Raw genomic sequence first — 15,256 nt, 5'->3', positions numbered from 1 at the left:
GATGAAGACTCGTGCATTGCGAACAGGGTTGGAACTGACCGAGTTTGGGTTTGGTGCCGCGCAAATTGGCAACCTCTACACGGCTGTCTCCGACGAGGCGGCCGAGGCTGCGGTAAACACCGCCTGGGAGAGTGGGGTGCGCTACTTCGACACCGCGCCGCATTATGGCCTGGGACTGTCGGAGCGCCGACTAGGGCGGGCTCTCGCCAAATACCCGCGCGATGAATTTGTGCTGTCGACCAAGGTAGGGCGTCTGCTCGAGGAGACTCCTGAGAACGCCGGCGAGATGGACAATGACGCGTACGCCGTTCGCGCGGAGCGCCGTCGCGTGTGGGACTTCTCCCGCGACGGCGTCCGTCGCTCCATCGAGGCAAGCCTGGAGCGCACCGGGCTCGGCCACTTTGACATCGTGTACCTTCACGATCCCGACCAGCATTGGGAGGTGGCGTCCGCCACGGGCGCACCGGCCCTCGCGGAGCTTCGCGACGAGGGAGTGATCAACGCGTTTGGGGCTGGAATGAACCAGTCCGAAATGCTCGAGCGGTTTATTCGCGAGTGTGACGCTGACGTGGTGATGTGCGCCAGCCGTTTCACGTTGCTCGAACAGGGCGCGCTGGACGATGTCCTTCCGGCCGCACAGGAGCATGGCGCCTCCGTGGTTGCCGCGGCCCCTTACAACACTGGCTTGCTGAGTCGGGACGTGGTGCCGGACCAGGCAAAGTATGACTACGGAGACGCTCCTGCGGAACAAGTTCAACGCGCCCGCGAGATCGCAACCGTGTGCGCCTCCCACGGCGTAAGTCTGCCCGCGGCGGCCGTACAGTTCGCACTGCGTCATCCGAGCATCGTCTCGGTTGTGGCAGGCGTTCGCACCGTTTCCCAAGCGACGAGCTCGATACAACGTCTCACCGCACCCATTCCTGAGGAGCTGTGGCGCGACCTCAACTCACTTGGGCTTACTCGCTACTACCCGGAAGAGGATCCCGCATGACTATCATCACGGCGGTCACCACGCACGATGTGCGTTTCCCAACGTCCTTGACCGCCGATGGCTCGGACGCGATGAACAAGGACGCGGACTACTCCGCTGCCTACGTCGCGATCGAGACCGACGGGGATCTTGGTGGCTATGGCTTCACCTTCACGATCGGTCGCGGAAACGACCTCTGCGCCCAGGCCGCCGCCCAGTACGGCGAGGAGCTGGTGGGTCGGGATGTCGACGAGATGCTCGACGACCTTGGGGGCATCTACCGCATTCTCAAGAGCGATTCGCAGATGCGATGGCTAGGCCCGGAGAAGGGCGTGGTTCAGCTCGCACTGGGGGCCGTCATGAACGCGGTGTGGGATATGGCTGCCCGCAGGGCCGGTGTACCGCTATGGCGCTTGCTGGTCGACATGACCCCCGAGCAGCTCGTCGATGCCGCGGACCTCACGTACCTGTCCGATGTCTTGACACGAGACGAGGCAATCGAGATCCTGGCCGGTGCCCAGCCCGGGCGAGCCCAGCGAGTCGCGGACCTCGAGACCTTGGGAGGCTACCCGTGCTACACGACAAGTGCAGGCTGGCTGGGCTACAGCGACGAGAAGCTGCGGCGCCTACTGCAGGAATCCGTCGACGCCGGCTACCGACACATCAAGCTCAAAGTCGGTGCGGACCTCGAATCCGACGTCCGGCGCCTCACCATTGCGCGCGAGGTGCTCGGGTGGGATGTTGATCTCATGATCGACGCCAACCAGGTGTGGGATGTTCCGGAGGCCATTGAGTGGGTGAATCGACTCGCGGAGTTTAAGCCTAAGTGGATTGAGGAGCCTACGAGCCCCGACGACGTTCTAGGTCACGCGGCCGTGCGCCGTGGAGTCGCCCCCATCGGCGTAGCAACTGGCGAACACGGCATGAACAGGGTGCTGTTCAAGCAGATGTTCCAAGCGGAGGCGTTGGACTACTGCCAGCTAGACTCCGCTCGCCTGGCCAGCATCAACGAGATCCTTGCGGTCTATCTCATGGCTAAGAAGTTTGACGTGCCGGTCTGCCCCCACGCGGGTGGCGTGGGACTGTGCGAACTGGTCCAACACTTGTCAATCTTTGACTACGTGGCCGTGTCCGGGACGCTCGACGACCGCGTGACGGAGTTTGTCGACCACCTGCACGAGCACTTTGAAGACCCCTGCATCGTTGTCGACGGACGCTACATCGTGCCGAGCCAGCCGGGCTACAGCGCGAAGATGTTCGACCAGACGCTGGCGGAGTTCACGTTCCCGCACGGCTCGTACTGGGCCGGGAGGTTCGCGGACGAGGAGGCGAGAGTGTGACTCAGCGACGCATTATTGACGCACATACTCATATTTGGGACCTGGATCGGGCCGAGTATTCCTGGCTGACTCCGGACCTCTCCCCGATCTACAGGACGTTTCATTTAGACGAGGTAGCGCCGGACCTCGAGGCCTGCGGCATCGATTCGGTGGTGCTGGTCCAGGCCTCAGACACCGACGCCGACACCAACCACATGCTCAATGTCGCCGAGCGTAATCCAATGGTGACCGGTGTGGTGGCGTGGCTTCCGCTCGACGATGCCGACGCACTCGCGGACAGGATTGAGGTGCTGTTGGCGACTGGTTGCGTGGTGGGAATCCGCACTCTCATTCAGGACATGGCAGACGACGAGTGGATACTTCGCCCCGCCGTGCAGCCAGGACTCGACACGATTGCGGAGGCTGGGCTCAGCTTCGACTACGTCACTGCGAATCCGACCGCGCTTCGTCACGTGCCGGCGCTCGCAACCCTTCACCCCAACCTGCGCATCGTCATAGACCACCTTGGCAAGCCCCCGGTGGGTGACGACGCCGATGCCATGGGCCGTTGGCGTGGGCTGCTCGACGAGGCCGCGGCCGCGCCCAACGTGGCGGCGAAGATCTCTGGTCTGACCGCGAGCGTGGGGCCTCCCGACAACTGGACCGTTGATTCGTTTCGCCCTGTCGTTGAGACTGCAGTCGCGGCGTTCGGCGCGGAGCGCCTCATGTACGGCGGCGACTGGCCCGTGGTGAACCTCGCTGGAGGCTATGCGCGGTGGTTTGAGGGCATTTCACAGATCCTCGAGGAACTGTCCGCAGATGAACTCGATTCAATTTATTCAGAAACGGCCACCGCCTGGTACGGCCTTGACAAGAGAAAGGGCACAGTATGAAGTTTGCGCGGCTAGGCACGATGGGCGACGAGATTCCGGTCGTTGTAGACGGCGATTCGACCTATGACCTGACGTCCCTCACCCCCGACTTGGATGGCGCCTTCTGGGCGGCCGATGGTGTAGCCCGGACACGCGCCGCGCTCGCGTCGGGTGACCTGACGGAAGTTGCAGGGGCAGCGAACCTGCGTGTCGGCTCGGCCGTACCGCGCCCCCACAAGATTGTCTGCATTGGGCTCAACTACCGCGAGCACGCGGAGGAGACTGGCGCCGCCATCCCCGCGGAGCCGGTGGTTTTCATGAAGGACCCCATGACGTTGGTGGGGCCTTTCGATGACGTCTTGATCCCGCGCAACTCAAGCAAGACCGACTGGGAGGTTGAGTTGGGTGTCGTGATCGGCAAGACGGCCCGCTACCTGTCAGTCGACGAGGACCCGTTGGCCTATGTGGCCGGCTACGCCGTTTCCCACGATGTCTCGGAGCGCGAATTCCAGCTCGAGCGCGGCGGCCAGTGGGACAAAGGTAAGAGCTGTGAGACGTTCAACCCGTTTGGGCCGTACGTAGTTCCTGCCGACGAGGTCGCCGATCCCCAGGCCCTCGGACTGCGGCTCTCGGTGAACGGCACGTCGCGCCAGGATGGCACCACGGCCACGATGATTTTCTCGGTCGCGCACGTCATCCGCTACCTCAGCCAGTTCATGGTGTTGTACCCCGGTGACATCATCAATACGGGGACGCCGGCCGGCGTCGCGCTAGGCATCGAGGGCAACCCATACCTACGCGACGGAGACGTCGTCGAACTCGAAATTGACGGATTAGGGTCCGCCCGACAGGAAATGGTGCAGGCATGAGCGTGGAACTGAACGACTTTGACGGCCTCGTCGCAATTGTCACCGGAGGCGCGTCAGGCATTGGGCTCGCAGCGGCGACTGAACTCGCGAGCCGCGGCGCCACCGTGGCAGTGCTCGACCTCAACCCCGAGGTGGAAGCCCCACTCACTGGCTTCAAGGCGGATGTCTCCGATCGAGCGTCCGTGAATGCGGCGGTCGCGGCGGTCGCGGAGCGCTTTGGGGGAATCGACGTAGTTGTCAACAACGCCGGCATCGGTGCGATCGGCACAGTGGCCGACAACGATGACGAGCAGTGGGCGCGCGTGCTCAGCATTAACGTGACGGGCATGGCCCGCGTCACGGCTGCTGCGCTTCCCTACCTCCGTGTTTCGGAGAACGGGGCGGTAGTAAATACTAGTTCGATCGGTGCCACCAATGGACTGCCTGGACGCGCGTTGTACAACGCCTCAAAGGGTGCCGTGCTGGCGTTGACGTACGCGATGGCCACTGATCACGTGCGCGAGGGGATCCGTGTCAATTGTGTGAGCCCGGGAACCGTGGGGACACCATGGGTGAGCAGGCTACTAGAGCAGGCGGCGGACCCGGAGGCTGAGCTCAAGGCGCTCAACGCGCGCCAGGCAATTGGCCGGTTGGTCCTCGCCGAGGAGGTGGCGCGTGCGATCGCGTACCTCGCGAGTCCGCTCTCGGGAGCGACCACGGGCTCGTCGCTCGACGTCGACGGTGGAGTCTCCAATCTGCGGGTTCGTCCCGTGGTGGCAAAGTAATGCGCCGCGTCGCCTCCGTGATCGGGCTTCCGCCCGAGCATGTGGAGGAGTACGAGCGAATCCACGCAGCGGTGTGGCCCGCGGTGCTCGCCCAGATCAGCGCCAGCCACATCACCAACTATTCGATCTACCGCTACGGGGAATTGCTGGTGTCGTACTTCGAGTACGACGGCGAGGACTACGAGGCGGACATGGCCGAGATGGCGAAGGATCCGGAGACTCAGCGCTGGTGGGCCGTGTGCTCACCCCTACAGCGCCCTGTGGCCGAACGGGTTGAGGGCGAGTGGTGGCACGAGTTGCCGGAGATCTTCCACACGGACTGACGGGGTACTCCATGGAACGCCACTTCCCGCGGCCGGTAGAGCTTGCTCCCTTGATCCGCTTCAAGCGACCTGAGTTTGATGCCCGCAAGCGCAGGCTAGCTGCGGCTCACACCATCGCGGACCTGAGGGCCATCGCGAAGCGCAGGACTCCCAAGGGTGCGTTCGACTACACCGATGGCGCGGCCGAGGAGGAATTGTCCCTGCAGCGTGCGCGCGAAGCGTTTCAGGAGATCGAATTCCATCCGGCGATCCTTCGCGACGTGTCGCGGCTCGATACGGGATGGGACGTTCTGGGTTCGCGCGTTGAACTGCCGTTCGGCATCGCCCCCACGGGCTACACGCGCCTGATGCACTCCGAGGGCGAAGTGGCGGGCGCTGGGGCTGCCGCGGCCGCAGGTATCCCGTTCGCGCTGTCCACGATGAGCACCACCTCCATCGAGGAGGTTGCCGCCTCTACTCCCGGCGGGCGTCACTGGTTTCAGCTCTATATGTGGAAGGACCGCGAACGCTCCATGGCGCTCCTCGAGCGCGCTGCGACGGCTGGCTACGACTCGCTGTTGGTCACCGTGGACGTACCCGTCTCCGGCTTCCGGCCACGTGACAAGCGCAACGGCTTCACGATTCCGCCTGCACTCACCGCCGCGACAATCCTCAACGCCATTCCCCGGCCCGAGTGGTGGTTTAACTTCCTGACCACGCGGCGGTTGGAAGTCGCGTCGTTGACCGCCTGGAATGGCACCGCGGCAGAGCTTCACGAGACGATGTTCGACCCCGGCGCGACGTTCGAGGACCTGGCATGGATTAAGGAGCAGTGGCGGGGCAAGCTCGTGGTTAAGGGGGTGCAGAACCTTGCGGATGCACGCACACTTGCGGATCTTGGCATGGACGGCATCACCTTGTCGAACCACGGGGGTCGGCAACTCGACCGCGCGCCCATACCGTTCCATCTTCTGCCGGACGTGGTGCGCGAGGTGGGGGAGGATCTGGAGGTCCACCTCGACACGGGCATCATGTCTGGAGCGGACGTGGTGGCGGCTATTGCTACCGGCGCTAAGTTCACGATGGTGGGCCGCGCGTATCTGTATGGCCTGATGGCGGGCGGCCGCGAGGGAGTTGACCGCGCGATCGCCATACTCAAGGGCGAGATCGAACGGACCATGCGCTTGCTGGGAGTCGCGTCCCTCGAGGAGTTGAATCCGGGGCACGTCACTCAATTGCGGCGAATAAGCCCCCGGTAGGGATGTTGAGCGCCGGCATCAAGACCACCTCGGCGCCGGCGCTAGGATGAGAGCCATGAGTCACGTTCGTTCACGTCTTGTTGTTGCGGCCTTTGCGGTCCTCGCGCTCGCGGGCTGCGCGGTCCCCGGACAGGGAGCCCCCGCCGGCACCGCGTCCGAGTACCAGGGCACCACCATTACCAATGCCGACGTAGACGCCACGTTCGCCGCGTGGGCGCAGGAAACGCAGGGTGCACTGATCTCGTCGCGTGACGAGGTGTTGACCATGGAGTTGCTCCACGACGACCTCCTGGCTGCGTGCGCTGAGCGCGGCACCCCCATCCACTCCGCGGACTCCAAGCGCCTTGCTGAGCAGTGGTTTGAGGGACTCGGCATCACGGCCGAGCCAAGCGATGACTTTGTCTACGCGTTTGAGTCGCAGTTTGCTTTGGCAGTGCTCGCGATCGACGGCGGGGACGCGGAACTGAAGGCCATCATCGAGGATGCCGCTGCCGACGCCAAGATCAGCCCGCGCAACGGCGAGATCAGCGTGGACGCCTTCTTGTCCTCGGTCGCTGACGCCAAGGGCACGGCAGAGCAGCAGCAGCTCGGCGCTCAGTCTTACATTCCTTTCCAGCACGTGAACGCGTTTGTCGACGCGGACTCGTCCTGGGTAGCACGTGGCTAACGGAGTCGACCGACTCACAGAGGTCATGGACCGCCTGCGTTCACCGGGCGGGTGCCCATGGGACGCCGAGCAGACTCACGAGTCGCTCGTGCGCTACGCGATAGAAGAGACTTACGAATTCGCCGATGCGGTGGAGGTCGGCTCGCGCGCCGAAATGCGCGAGGAGTTGGGCGACGTCCTGCTGCAGGTGGTCTTCCACGCCCGCATCGCACAGGAGCATGCTGACGAGCCATTCGACCTGGACGACGTCGCCAACACGTGCGCTGACAAGTTGATACAGCGCCACCCGCACGTCTTCGACGCGGACTATGCCGCGGCGGGGGAAATTTCCGGCGACGGTTCCGCACCGCCCACCACCGCATCGGCCGTGCGCGAACGGTGGGACGACATCAAGGCTCGCACTCAGGGCCGCGAGTCCGTCATGGACGGCGTGCCCGCAGCTTTGCCCGCCCTCGCCCGCGCACAGAAGGTGCTTGGCCGCGCGACCCGCGCCAAACTGGCCGTGCGCGACCCCGCCGGCGTCAGCATCGGGCAGCAACTGTTCGCACTGGTGGCGCGAGCTCAGGCCGAGGGCGTTGACGCGGAGACTGAGCTACGCGACGCGACGCGCGCATTCGAGGCTGCGGCACGCGAGGCGGAGGCAGGCGTCACCAAAGATTCACCTGGGGCACCCCCCACCGGGACCTAGGTCGTTGCGCGGGGAGTAGTCCGCGCCGATAGACTCACAAGAGAAATCAACCAGCACTATATAAGGAGCATCATGGCCAGCATTGAGGCCGTTGGAGCCCGCGAGATTCTTGACTCGCGCGGAAACCCCACCGTTGAGGTCGAGGTAGCACTTGAGGACGGCACGTTCGCACGTGCGGCTGTTCCCTCCGGCGCATCGACCGGAGCGTTTGAAGCAGTGGAGCGTCGCGATGGCGACGACGCTCGTTACCTGGGCAAGGGTGTCGAGCAGGCCGTTGACGCGGTCATCGACCTCATCGCCCCCGAGGTCATCGGTCTCGATGCCTCGGAGCAGCGTCTTGTCGACAAGACCATGATCGACCTGGACGGTACGGACAACAAGGGAAAGCTGGGCGCTAACGCGATCCTGGGTGTCTCACTCGCCGTCGCAAAGGCCGCTGCCGAGAGCGCCGACCTTCCGCTGTTCCGCTACGTCGGCGGACCGAACGCGCACGTGCTGCCCGTTCCCATGATGAACATCCTCAACGGTGGCTCGCACGCTGACTCCAACGTTGACATCCAGGAATTCATGATCGCCCCGGTAGGCGCATCAACGTTCCGCGAGGCACTGCGCATGGGTGCAGAGGTCTACCACGCGCTCAAGGGAGTGCTCAAGGAGCGCGGGCTTGCCACCGGCCTGGGCGACGAGGGTGGCTTCGCGCCCAACCTCGAGTCCAACCGTGAGGCACTCGACCTGATCCTGGTCGCCATCGAGAAGGCCGGCTACAAGCCGGGCGAGGACGTTGCGCTCGCACTCGACGTCGCCGCCTCCGAGTTCTACTCCGAGGGCCACTACAACTGGGAGGGCGGTCAGAAGACCCCCGCCGAGATGATCGAGTTCTACGAGGGCTTGGTCAACGACTACCCACTCGTGTCCATCGAGGACCCGCTGGACGAGGACGACTGGGCCGGCTGGACCGACCTCACCGCACGTGTTGGCGACAAGGTGCAGATTGTTGGCGACGACCTGTTCGTCACGAACCCCACGCGCCTGGCTCGTGGCATCAAGGAGAAGGCTGCCAACTCGCTGCTGGTCAAGCTCAACCAGATCGGCTCGCTGTCGGAGACCTCGGACGCAGTGACCATGGCGCAGCGCGCCGGCTTCACCTGCATGGTCTCGCACCGTTCGGGCGAGACCGAGGATGTCACCATTGCGGACCTCGCGGTGGCGTACAACTCGGGTCAGATCAAGACGGGTGCCCCGGCACGTGGCGAGCGCGTTGGCAAGTACAACCAGCTCCTGCGCATCGAGGAAGAACTGGACGACGCCGCGGTCTACGCCGGTAAGTCTGCGTTCCCTCGCACCTACGACGTCTAAATCTGACGCTCGTAAAAAACTGAATTACGCGACTCGCTGCCTCGGCAGCAGTCAACTGGCGCGGCGCGCCGGGACAATGGGGGCATGTCTGCCCCCAGCCGTCCCGGCGCGCCGCGTTCGTCGTCGCGAACCACCGCGCGCCCGGGCGCAAGTGCCGGGCAGCGACCGTCAGCGCGAAGAGTAAAGGCGCCCACCACAGGCAGTGTCCGCACCAGCGGCGTGCGCAAGTCGCAGGCGCGACCCGGTGGGCCCAGCGGTCCCGGGCGCAACACCTCGATGCCCAAACCTCGCCTCGAGCCGGCCAAGGCGCGTGGCTCGTGGACGGCCATGCTGTCGTGGCGTACCGCCGTCATCGCAGGTGTAGTGATGCTCGCCCTCGCGCTGATCATGCCGTCGCTGCGGGTCTACTTTGAGCAGCAGCAACAACTTCAGGAGCTGCGCGCGGATGCGGCGGCCGCGCAAGCCGAGGTTGACGATCTGAACGGGGAGGTTGCCCGTTGGGACGACCCGTCCTTCCTAGTCGCACAGGCCCGCGAACGCCTCGCGTACGTGTTCCCCGGCGAGACCCCCTACCGCGTCGTGGATCCAGAGACGGTCACGACGGACGAGGCTGAGAAGTCCGAGTCCATCGCTGACCCAAGTCAATTTGCAGGTAACACCTGGTATGACACCTTGTGGGGCTCCATCCTGGTGGCCGGCAACGGTACCGATGCAGCAGACGATGCGCAGGCCCCGCCCGGGGCAGTTGTCCCCGAGTCATCTGCGGTGCCACGGGTCACTCAGGACGGCAATCCGTCAACCAAGAACGCGGAGAAGACCACGGATGCCGACGGCACGACTGACTCGTCGATTGCCAACGTAGACTTCTCCGAGTGAATGACACCCCCGTCCTCGCAGCCGACATCGCGGTGCTGCGCGCGCAACTAGGCCGTGAACCCAGGGGAGTGGTGGCGATCGCCGCCCGCTGCGTATGTGGCAATCCCACCGTGGTGCACACCGCCCCGCGTCTGCCTGACGGCACCCCCTTCCCCACGCAGTACTACCTCACACACCCGGATGCGACCAGCGCCGTGTCTACGCTTGAGGCCAACGGCGTGATGAAGACGATGCAGGATCGCTTGGGTCAGGACAGTGACCTTGCCGACGCTTACCGTGCCGCGCACGAGCGTTACCTCGAGGAGCGCCTCGCGCTGGGCGAGGTGCCGGAGATTCACGGCATCTCCGCGGGAGGCATGCCCGACCGCGTGAAGTGCCTGCACGTGTTGGTAGGGCACTCGCTGGCCTCCGGGCCTGGCGTGAACCCGTTGGGAGATGAGGCGCTTGCGCTGATCGCGCACCAGTGGCGGCCGGACCGCTGCACGTGCGGCGTGATTCTTGACGACGAGGCGTCCGACGACGACGGAGACAACTGATGACCCGCGTGGCAGCAGTGGACTGTGGCACCAACTCCATCCGGCTCCTCATCGCCGACGTGAGCGCGGACGGCTCGTCGCTGACGGACATCGTTCGCACCATGACGGTGGTGCGCTTGGGCCAGGGCGTGGACAAGACCGGCGAATTCGCGGCAGAAGCGCTTGAGCGCACCTTCGCTGCGGTCGACGAATACGCGGCCGCCTGCCGCGAGCACGGCGTGAGCCACATTCGCTTTGTGGCCACCTCCGCGACGCGAGATGCGCGCAATCGGGACGAGTTCATCTCCGGGGTGAAGTCTCGCCTGGGCGTTGAGCCCGAGGTCATCAGCGGCGATGAGGAAGCTGCGCTGAGCTTCAGAGGTGCCGTCAGCGTCATTGACCCCACGCGGCCAGCGCCCTATCTGGTCGTGGACCTGGGAGGAGGCTCCACGGAGATGGTTTTGGGTGAGCGTTCGCCTGCGGGCGCCCACTCGATGGACGTGGGCTGCGTGCGTATGACCGAGCGTCACCTGGTGAGCGACCCGCCGACGGCGGCAGAGATCGACGCGGCTACGGCCGACGTCAACGCGGCGTTCGACGTAGCGCTGGCACAGGTGCCGGTCGCGCAGGCCCGCTCGCTGGTGGGACTCGCGGGCACCATCACTACAGTCACGGCGCACGCGCTGGGGCTGAGCGGGTACGACCGGGATGCCATCAACGGCGCGGAGCTGTCCATCGATGCGGCCATCCGGTCCTGCGACCAGTTATTGAGCGCGACCCGCGCGGAGCGGGCGGCTATGCCGTTCATGCACCCTGGCCGCGTAGATGTCATCGGAGCCGGTGCCCTGGTGTGGCGCGTGGTCATCACGCGAGTACGCGACCAGGTCGTCGCTGCCGGGGGCTCGCTAGACGCCACCGTGACCAGTGAGCACGACATCCTTGACGGCATCGCGTTCTCGGTAGCCGCTCGCGCCTAACTGTTATTCACCAGTACTCTTCTGGAAGTACAGCAACCTCGGTACCTCGCTCGCACGCGTGAGGCGCCGCGCCCCCGTAGCCCAATTGGCAGAGGCAGCCGACTTAAAATCGGCACAGTGCGGGTTCAAGTCCCGCCGGGGGCACGTTCACTTCGTGGCGCGTAGGTTGGTACCCAACGGCAGAAGGTGGGCTCTCATGGCTGTAACAACTCGATGGATCGCGGCGTCCGCCGCGGGATTGGTGTTGATGATGTCCGGATGCTCGAGTTCCACCGCGCCTGACCCGGTGGGAACTTGGGGAGCCGCGGACAACGCCAACCCGCAGCTGATTCTGTCCAGTGACGGAACAGTCACTGGCACCGACGGCTGCAACACCCTCAACGGCAACTGGACGCTGGAGGGGGACACGGTTGAGTTTGGACCGTTCGCCTCGACGCGCATGGCCTGCCCGGATGTCGACACCTGGCTGGCCAATGCCGTCAGCGCGACCATCGACTTTGATGCGATGCACCTGATGGACAGCACCGGGGCGCAACTAGGCACGCTCGACAAGCAGGAGAGTTAAGCGCGGATTGTGCGCAGCGCGAACGTTCTTGGCGACGCCCCGCGGCACCGGTAAGATTGCGAGCGCATGACCCGCGTAACAGCCCTACAGGAGGAACCCGTGGCCAGTCCAGTCTTCAATCGTGGCAAGGAATTCCAGCCCGCGAGCGGCGCCGAGGCGCACAACGCAGCCTTGAGCGGCGCGTCCATGGGTGGTGCCGTCACCGCGACTCAGACCGCCAACCTCAACGCGCAGTTCAACGCACCGGATGCTGGCCCCGCAGACACCGGCCGCATGACCTACGAGGGCGTCATCACCAAGACCTCTGGTATTGGTCTGCTAGTCCTGCTGTTCGCCATCCCCGGCTACATGTTCCCCAACACCATCGGCATGATCGCGGGTGCGATCATCGGCATGGTCCTCGGCCTGGTTGTCGCGTTCCAGAAGCGCCCCAAGCCCGCACTGATCGCGCTCTATGCGATGGCACAGGGCTACTTCCTTGGCGCCATCACCACGTGGATCCAGGACGCGTATGACGTGCCTGGTGCCGGCCTGCAGGCGCTCATCGCCACCGGTGTGACCTTCGGCGTGGTGCTCGCCCTCTACAAGTCGGGCAAGGTTCGTTATACGCCCAAGATGCAGAAGTTCCTGATGATCGGCATGATCTCCTACCTGGCGTTCTCGCTGGTGAACGTGATGATCATGATCTTTGGCCCGAACGATGAGACCAATGCGTGGGGCCTGCGCACCTCGGTCGAGATCTTCGGCATCCCGCTCGGCGTCCTGATTGGTCTCTTCGCCGTGGTCCTGGCCTGTGTGTCGCTGATCGGGGACTTCGACTTCATCGAGAACGCCGTCAAGAACGGCATGCCGGCTTGGGTCGAGTGGAAGGCCGCCTTCGGCCTGATCGTCACCCTGATCTGGCTATACATCGAGTTCCTGCGCATCATCGCAATCTTCTCCGGACGCCGCTAGGGAGGGCCGGGCGTTGCCGCACTACGACCTTCCGCTCGCGGAGCTCGAGGCGTTCCGCCCGGACATCCGCGAACCTGCGGACTTTGACGAGTTCTGGGAGCGCACCATCGCCGAGGCCCGAACGGCCGGCGGTGAAGTGGTCCTGGAGGCGGTAGACAACCCGCTCCCGCATATCGATGTCTTTGACGTCACGTTCCCGGGATACGGCGGCCAGCCCGTCAAGGGCTGGCTACTGCGCCCCGCAGGCGTGCAGGGCGACCTACCAGCGATCGTGCATTACGCGGGCTACGGTGGCGGGCGCTCGCTCGCCATCGAGCACACGTTCTGGGCAACTGCTGGTTACGCGTACTTCGTGATGGACACGCGCGGCCAGGGCTCAGCGTGGGGTAACGGCGGCGCGACCGCGGACCCCGAGGGTTCGGGACCCTCTCACCCGGGGTTCATGACTCGCGGTATTGAGTCCCCAGAGACGTACTACTACCGCCGCGTCTTCACCGACGGCGTGCGCGCGGTCGATGCCGTACGGACGATGCCGGGGATAGATTCCTCCCGCGTCGCCATCCATGGCGGCTCGCAGGGCGGAGCCATCACGCTTGCGGTTTCGGCCCTGGTGCCCGACGTGCAGGCGGCCTGCATGGATGTTGCGTTCTTGTGTCACTTTGAGCGTGCGATCGCACTGACCGACGACAACCCGTTCGGCGAGATTCAGAAGTTCCTACGCACCCACCGTGACCGCGCCGAGCAGGTGCTCACCACACTGAGCTACTTTGACGGCGTCAACTTTGCCAAGCGAGCCCACGCACCATCGCTGTGGTCGGTAGCACTCATGGATACCATCGTGCCACCATCAACCACGTTTGCCGCTTTCAACTGGTACGGCGACCGCGCCGGTCAGGGCGTTGGCAAGGCCATGGAGGTTTACCCGTACAACGGGCACGAGGGTGGCGAGTGGCGTCAGATAGAGAAGCAGCGCGCTTTCCTCGACGGCCTCCTCTCCTAGACGGAGTCAGTGGAGCGGTAAGTGCCGCGCCATGCCTTGGGAAGTAGTTGCATCGAGCTGAGCAACCCGCGCCCTGCGAGCAACACCACCACTGCGCCAAAGAATCCGGCGGCGGCATAGGGCGCCCAGTGCAGCCACTCGGGCCTACCGTCATCCAGTACCAGTGACACAAGCGTCACCCCTATGCCGAGGACTGCCATCCACGCCATATCCGTCCGGCGCGGCCCACGTCGGTCCTCGAGGGGCAGCGGCAGCGAGATCACCGCGGCCAGTGTCAAGGCGAGCGCCGGCACTACTAGGCCAGCGCTCAGGGTGGAGAACGCAGGGTAGTCGGGCGCGGGGAAGAAAGGGCCGTCCACGGCGGTGCCATTGAGGGCACCGATGGCCATCGCGACGATGACGGGCAACACTCCCAACAGCATGATCCATAGCATCGACCAGAAGTGGAGTGCGTAGACCATTTCGAGGCGTCCCTGCGGGCGGGCTCGCCGCTCCCAGTTTGTACGCACGCATTACTCCTTCGGCCTGGCGGGGGCGTGCCGACGGGCACGCGATGCCCGCCAGTCTAGCCGCGCCGGGATGCGCGCTCAGAGGAGTTCTACGTCAGGCGCCGGCTCCGGCGTATGAGACCTGGCAGAATCCGTGGTTGCAATAGCCGCCGGGGTTTCGGTGCAGGTACCCCTGGTGGTAGTCCTCGGCATAATAGAACTGGCCGTCCCCAGCATCGGCCGCCGCGTCTATCTGGGTGGAAATGGTGCCGAAGCCCTTGTCCGAAAGCTGCGCCTGGTAGCGGTCTCGCGAGGCCTTGGCCGCGGTCAACTGTGCGTCGGTGGTGGTGAAGATCGCGGAGCGGTACTGGGTGCCCACGTCTCCGCCCTGGCGGTTGGCGGTGGTGGGGTCGTGGTTCTCCCAGAACTCGGCAAACAGGGTTTCTACTGAGACCTTGGCGGGGTCGTAGACCACCCTGACGCTTTCTGTGTGGCCGGTGCGAGACGTGCATGTCTCGTCGTACGTGGGGTGTGGTGTCCAGCCGCCCATGTAGCCGACCGCGGTGGTGTGGACGCCGTCGGTCTGCCAGAAGACGCGCTCGGATCCCCAGAAGCATCCCATCGCAAAATAGATGACCTCATATCCGTCCGGCACGGGACCCGAGAGGGGGGTGCCGAGCACCACGTGAGTGCCGGGGACAGTGATGGGGGTGTCACGTCCCGCGAGTGCCTCGTCCTTGGTCACCATGGTCGTCTTATTCAGGCCAAACATCTGGACTCCTTAGGTCTCTATGGGAGGTGAAACGCGGGCGCGG

The 15,256-nt window shown here is 64.6% G+C and carries 18 protein-coding genes and 1 tRNA gene; 17 read left to right on the top strand and 2 right to left on the bottom strand.

What is annotated here, in order from left to right:
- Position 1: 1 nt before the first annotated feature.
- The 17 genes from AOP77_RS03005 to AOP77_RS02925 all read left to right on the top strand — a co-directional run bounded on the left by AOP77_RS03005 (position 2) and on the right by AOP77_RS02925 (position 13,953).
- Positions 2 to 991, top strand: coding sequence for an aldo/keto reductase (locus tag AOP77_RS03005; protein ID WP_062209174.1), 990 nt, complete (start codon positions 2 to 4; stop codon positions 989 to 991).
- A complete protein-coding gene (locus tag AOP77_RS03000) occupies positions 988 to 2,310 on the top strand; it encodes an enolase C-terminal domain-like protein (RefSeq protein ID WP_062209171.1) in 1,323 nt (440 codons plus the stop codon). The genes AOP77_RS03005 and AOP77_RS03000 overlap by 4 nt, the downstream gene beginning before the upstream one ends.
- Positions 2,307 to 3,182 (top strand): amidohydrolase family protein, encoded by an 876-nt coding sequence (locus AOP77_RS02995; RefSeq protein WP_062209168.1) that lies wholly within the window; start codon positions 2,307 to 2,309, stop codon positions 3,180 to 3,182. The genes AOP77_RS03000 and AOP77_RS02995 overlap by 4 nt, the downstream gene beginning before the upstream one ends.
- Positions 3,179 to 4,030, top strand: coding sequence for a fumarylacetoacetate hydrolase family protein (locus AOP77_RS02990; protein ID WP_062209165.1), 852 nt, complete (start codon positions 3,179 to 3,181; stop codon positions 4,028 to 4,030). Before AOP77_RS02995 ends, AOP77_RS02990 begins: the two co-directional genes overlap by 4 nt.
- Complete coding sequence (locus AOP77_RS02985) at positions 4,027 to 4,794, top strand: SDR family NAD(P)-dependent oxidoreductase (RefSeq protein WP_062209162.1); 768 nt, start codon at positions 4,027 to 4,029, stop codon at positions 4,792 to 4,794. Before AOP77_RS02990 ends, AOP77_RS02985 begins: the two co-directional genes overlap by 4 nt.
- On the top strand, positions 4,794 to 5,117 hold the full coding sequence (locus tag AOP77_RS02980; protein WP_062209159.1) for an L-rhamnose mutarotase: 324 nt from the start codon (positions 4,794 to 4,796) through the stop codon (positions 5,115 to 5,117). The genes AOP77_RS02985 and AOP77_RS02980 overlap by 1 nt, the downstream gene beginning before the upstream one ends.
- Positions 5,118 to 5,128: 11 nt before the next feature.
- Positions 5,129 to 6,355: an alpha-hydroxy acid oxidase gene (locus tag AOP77_RS02975; RefSeq protein ID WP_062209156.1), complete on the top strand. Its 1,227-nt coding sequence runs from the start codon at positions 5,129 to 5,131 to the stop codon at positions 6,353 to 6,355.
- A 55-nt stretch (positions 6,356 to 6,410) separates the two neighbouring features.
- Positions 6,411 to 7,022 carry a hypothetical protein gene (locus AOP77_RS02970; RefSeq protein WP_062209153.1) on the top strand — a complete coding sequence of 204 codons (612 nt, stop codon included), beginning with the start codon at positions 6,411 to 6,413 and terminating at the stop codon, positions 7,020 to 7,022.
- Positions 7,015 to 7,710: a nucleoside triphosphate pyrophosphohydrolase gene (locus AOP77_RS02965; RefSeq protein ID WP_236685739.1), complete on the top strand. Its 696-nt coding sequence runs from the start codon at positions 7,015 to 7,017 to the stop codon at positions 7,708 to 7,710. The genes AOP77_RS02970 and AOP77_RS02965 overlap by 8 nt, the downstream gene beginning before the upstream one ends.
- A 72-nt stretch (positions 7,711 to 7,782) precedes the next feature.
- Positions 7,783 to 9,066 carry a phosphopyruvate hydratase gene (eno, locus tag AOP77_RS02960; protein ID WP_062209147.1) on the top strand — a complete coding sequence of 428 codons (1,284 nt, stop codon included), beginning with the start codon at positions 7,783 to 7,785 and terminating at the stop codon, positions 9,064 to 9,066.
- 84 nt (positions 9,067 to 9,150) lie between these two features.
- Positions 9,151 to 9,942, top strand: a complete 792-nt coding sequence (locus tag AOP77_RS02955; RefSeq protein ID WP_084622220.1) for an FtsB family cell division protein — start codon at positions 9,151 to 9,153, stop codon at positions 9,940 to 9,942.
- Positions 9,939 to 10,478, top strand: a complete 540-nt coding sequence (locus AOP77_RS02950) for a DUF501 domain-containing protein (RefSeq protein WP_062209142.1) — start codon at positions 9,939 to 9,941, stop codon at positions 10,476 to 10,478. The genes AOP77_RS02955 and AOP77_RS02950 overlap by 4 nt, the downstream gene beginning before the upstream one ends.
- The gene (locus AOP77_RS02945) at positions 10,478 to 11,434 is read left to right on the top strand and encodes a Ppx/GppA phosphatase family protein (RefSeq protein ID WP_062209140.1); all 957 of its coding nucleotides are present in this window, start codon (positions 10,478 to 10,480) and stop codon (positions 11,432 to 11,434) included. Before AOP77_RS02950 ends, AOP77_RS02945 begins: the two co-directional genes overlap by 1 nt.
- A gap of 70 nt (positions 11,435 to 11,504) precedes the next feature.
- Positions 11,505 to 11,578: transfer RNA gene (locus AOP77_RS02940), tRNA-Leu, on the top strand.
- Positions 11,579 to 11,630: 52 nt separating this feature from the next.
- Positions 11,631 to 11,999: an META domain-containing protein gene (locus AOP77_RS02935; protein WP_062209138.1), complete on the top strand. Its 369-nt coding sequence runs from the start codon at positions 11,631 to 11,633 to the stop codon at positions 11,997 to 11,999.
- Between the two features lie 99 nt (positions 12,000 to 12,098).
- The gene (locus AOP77_RS02930; protein WP_062209136.1) at positions 12,099 to 12,953 is read left to right on the top strand and encodes a Bax inhibitor-1/YccA family protein; all 855 of its coding nucleotides are present in this window, start codon (positions 12,099 to 12,101) and stop codon (positions 12,951 to 12,953) included.
- A gap of 13 nt (positions 12,954 to 12,966) precedes the next feature.
- On the top strand, positions 12,967 to 13,953 hold the full coding sequence (locus tag AOP77_RS02925) for an acetylxylan esterase (protein WP_062209134.1): 987 nt from the start codon (positions 12,967 to 12,969) through the stop codon (positions 13,951 to 13,953).
- Here the strand turns inward: AOP77_RS02925 and AOP77_RS02920 are convergent.
- Positions 13,950 to 14,462 carry a hypothetical protein gene (locus AOP77_RS02920; protein ID WP_152649749.1) on the bottom strand — a complete coding sequence of 171 codons (513 nt, stop codon included), beginning with the start codon at positions 14,460 to 14,462 and terminating at the stop codon, positions 13,950 to 13,952. The genes AOP77_RS02925 and AOP77_RS02920 overlap by 4 nt on opposite strands.
- Positions 14,463 to 14,556: 94 nt before the next feature.
- Positions 14,557 to 15,213, bottom strand: a complete 657-nt coding sequence (msrA, locus tag AOP77_RS02915; protein WP_062209130.1) for a peptide-methionine (S)-S-oxide reductase MsrA — start codon at positions 15,211 to 15,213, stop codon at positions 14,557 to 14,559.
- Between the last annotated feature and the right edge of the window lie 43 nt (positions 15,214 to 15,256).

The organism is Demequina oxidasica (assembly GCF_000975115.1).
In the GTDB taxonomy this organism is placed as follows: domain Bacteria; phylum Actinomycetota; class Actinomycetes; order Actinomycetales; family Demequinaceae; genus Demequina; species Demequina oxidasica.
Note: the sequence above shows the minus strand (reverse complement) of the source record. Positions and strands in the feature narration are given on the sequence as shown.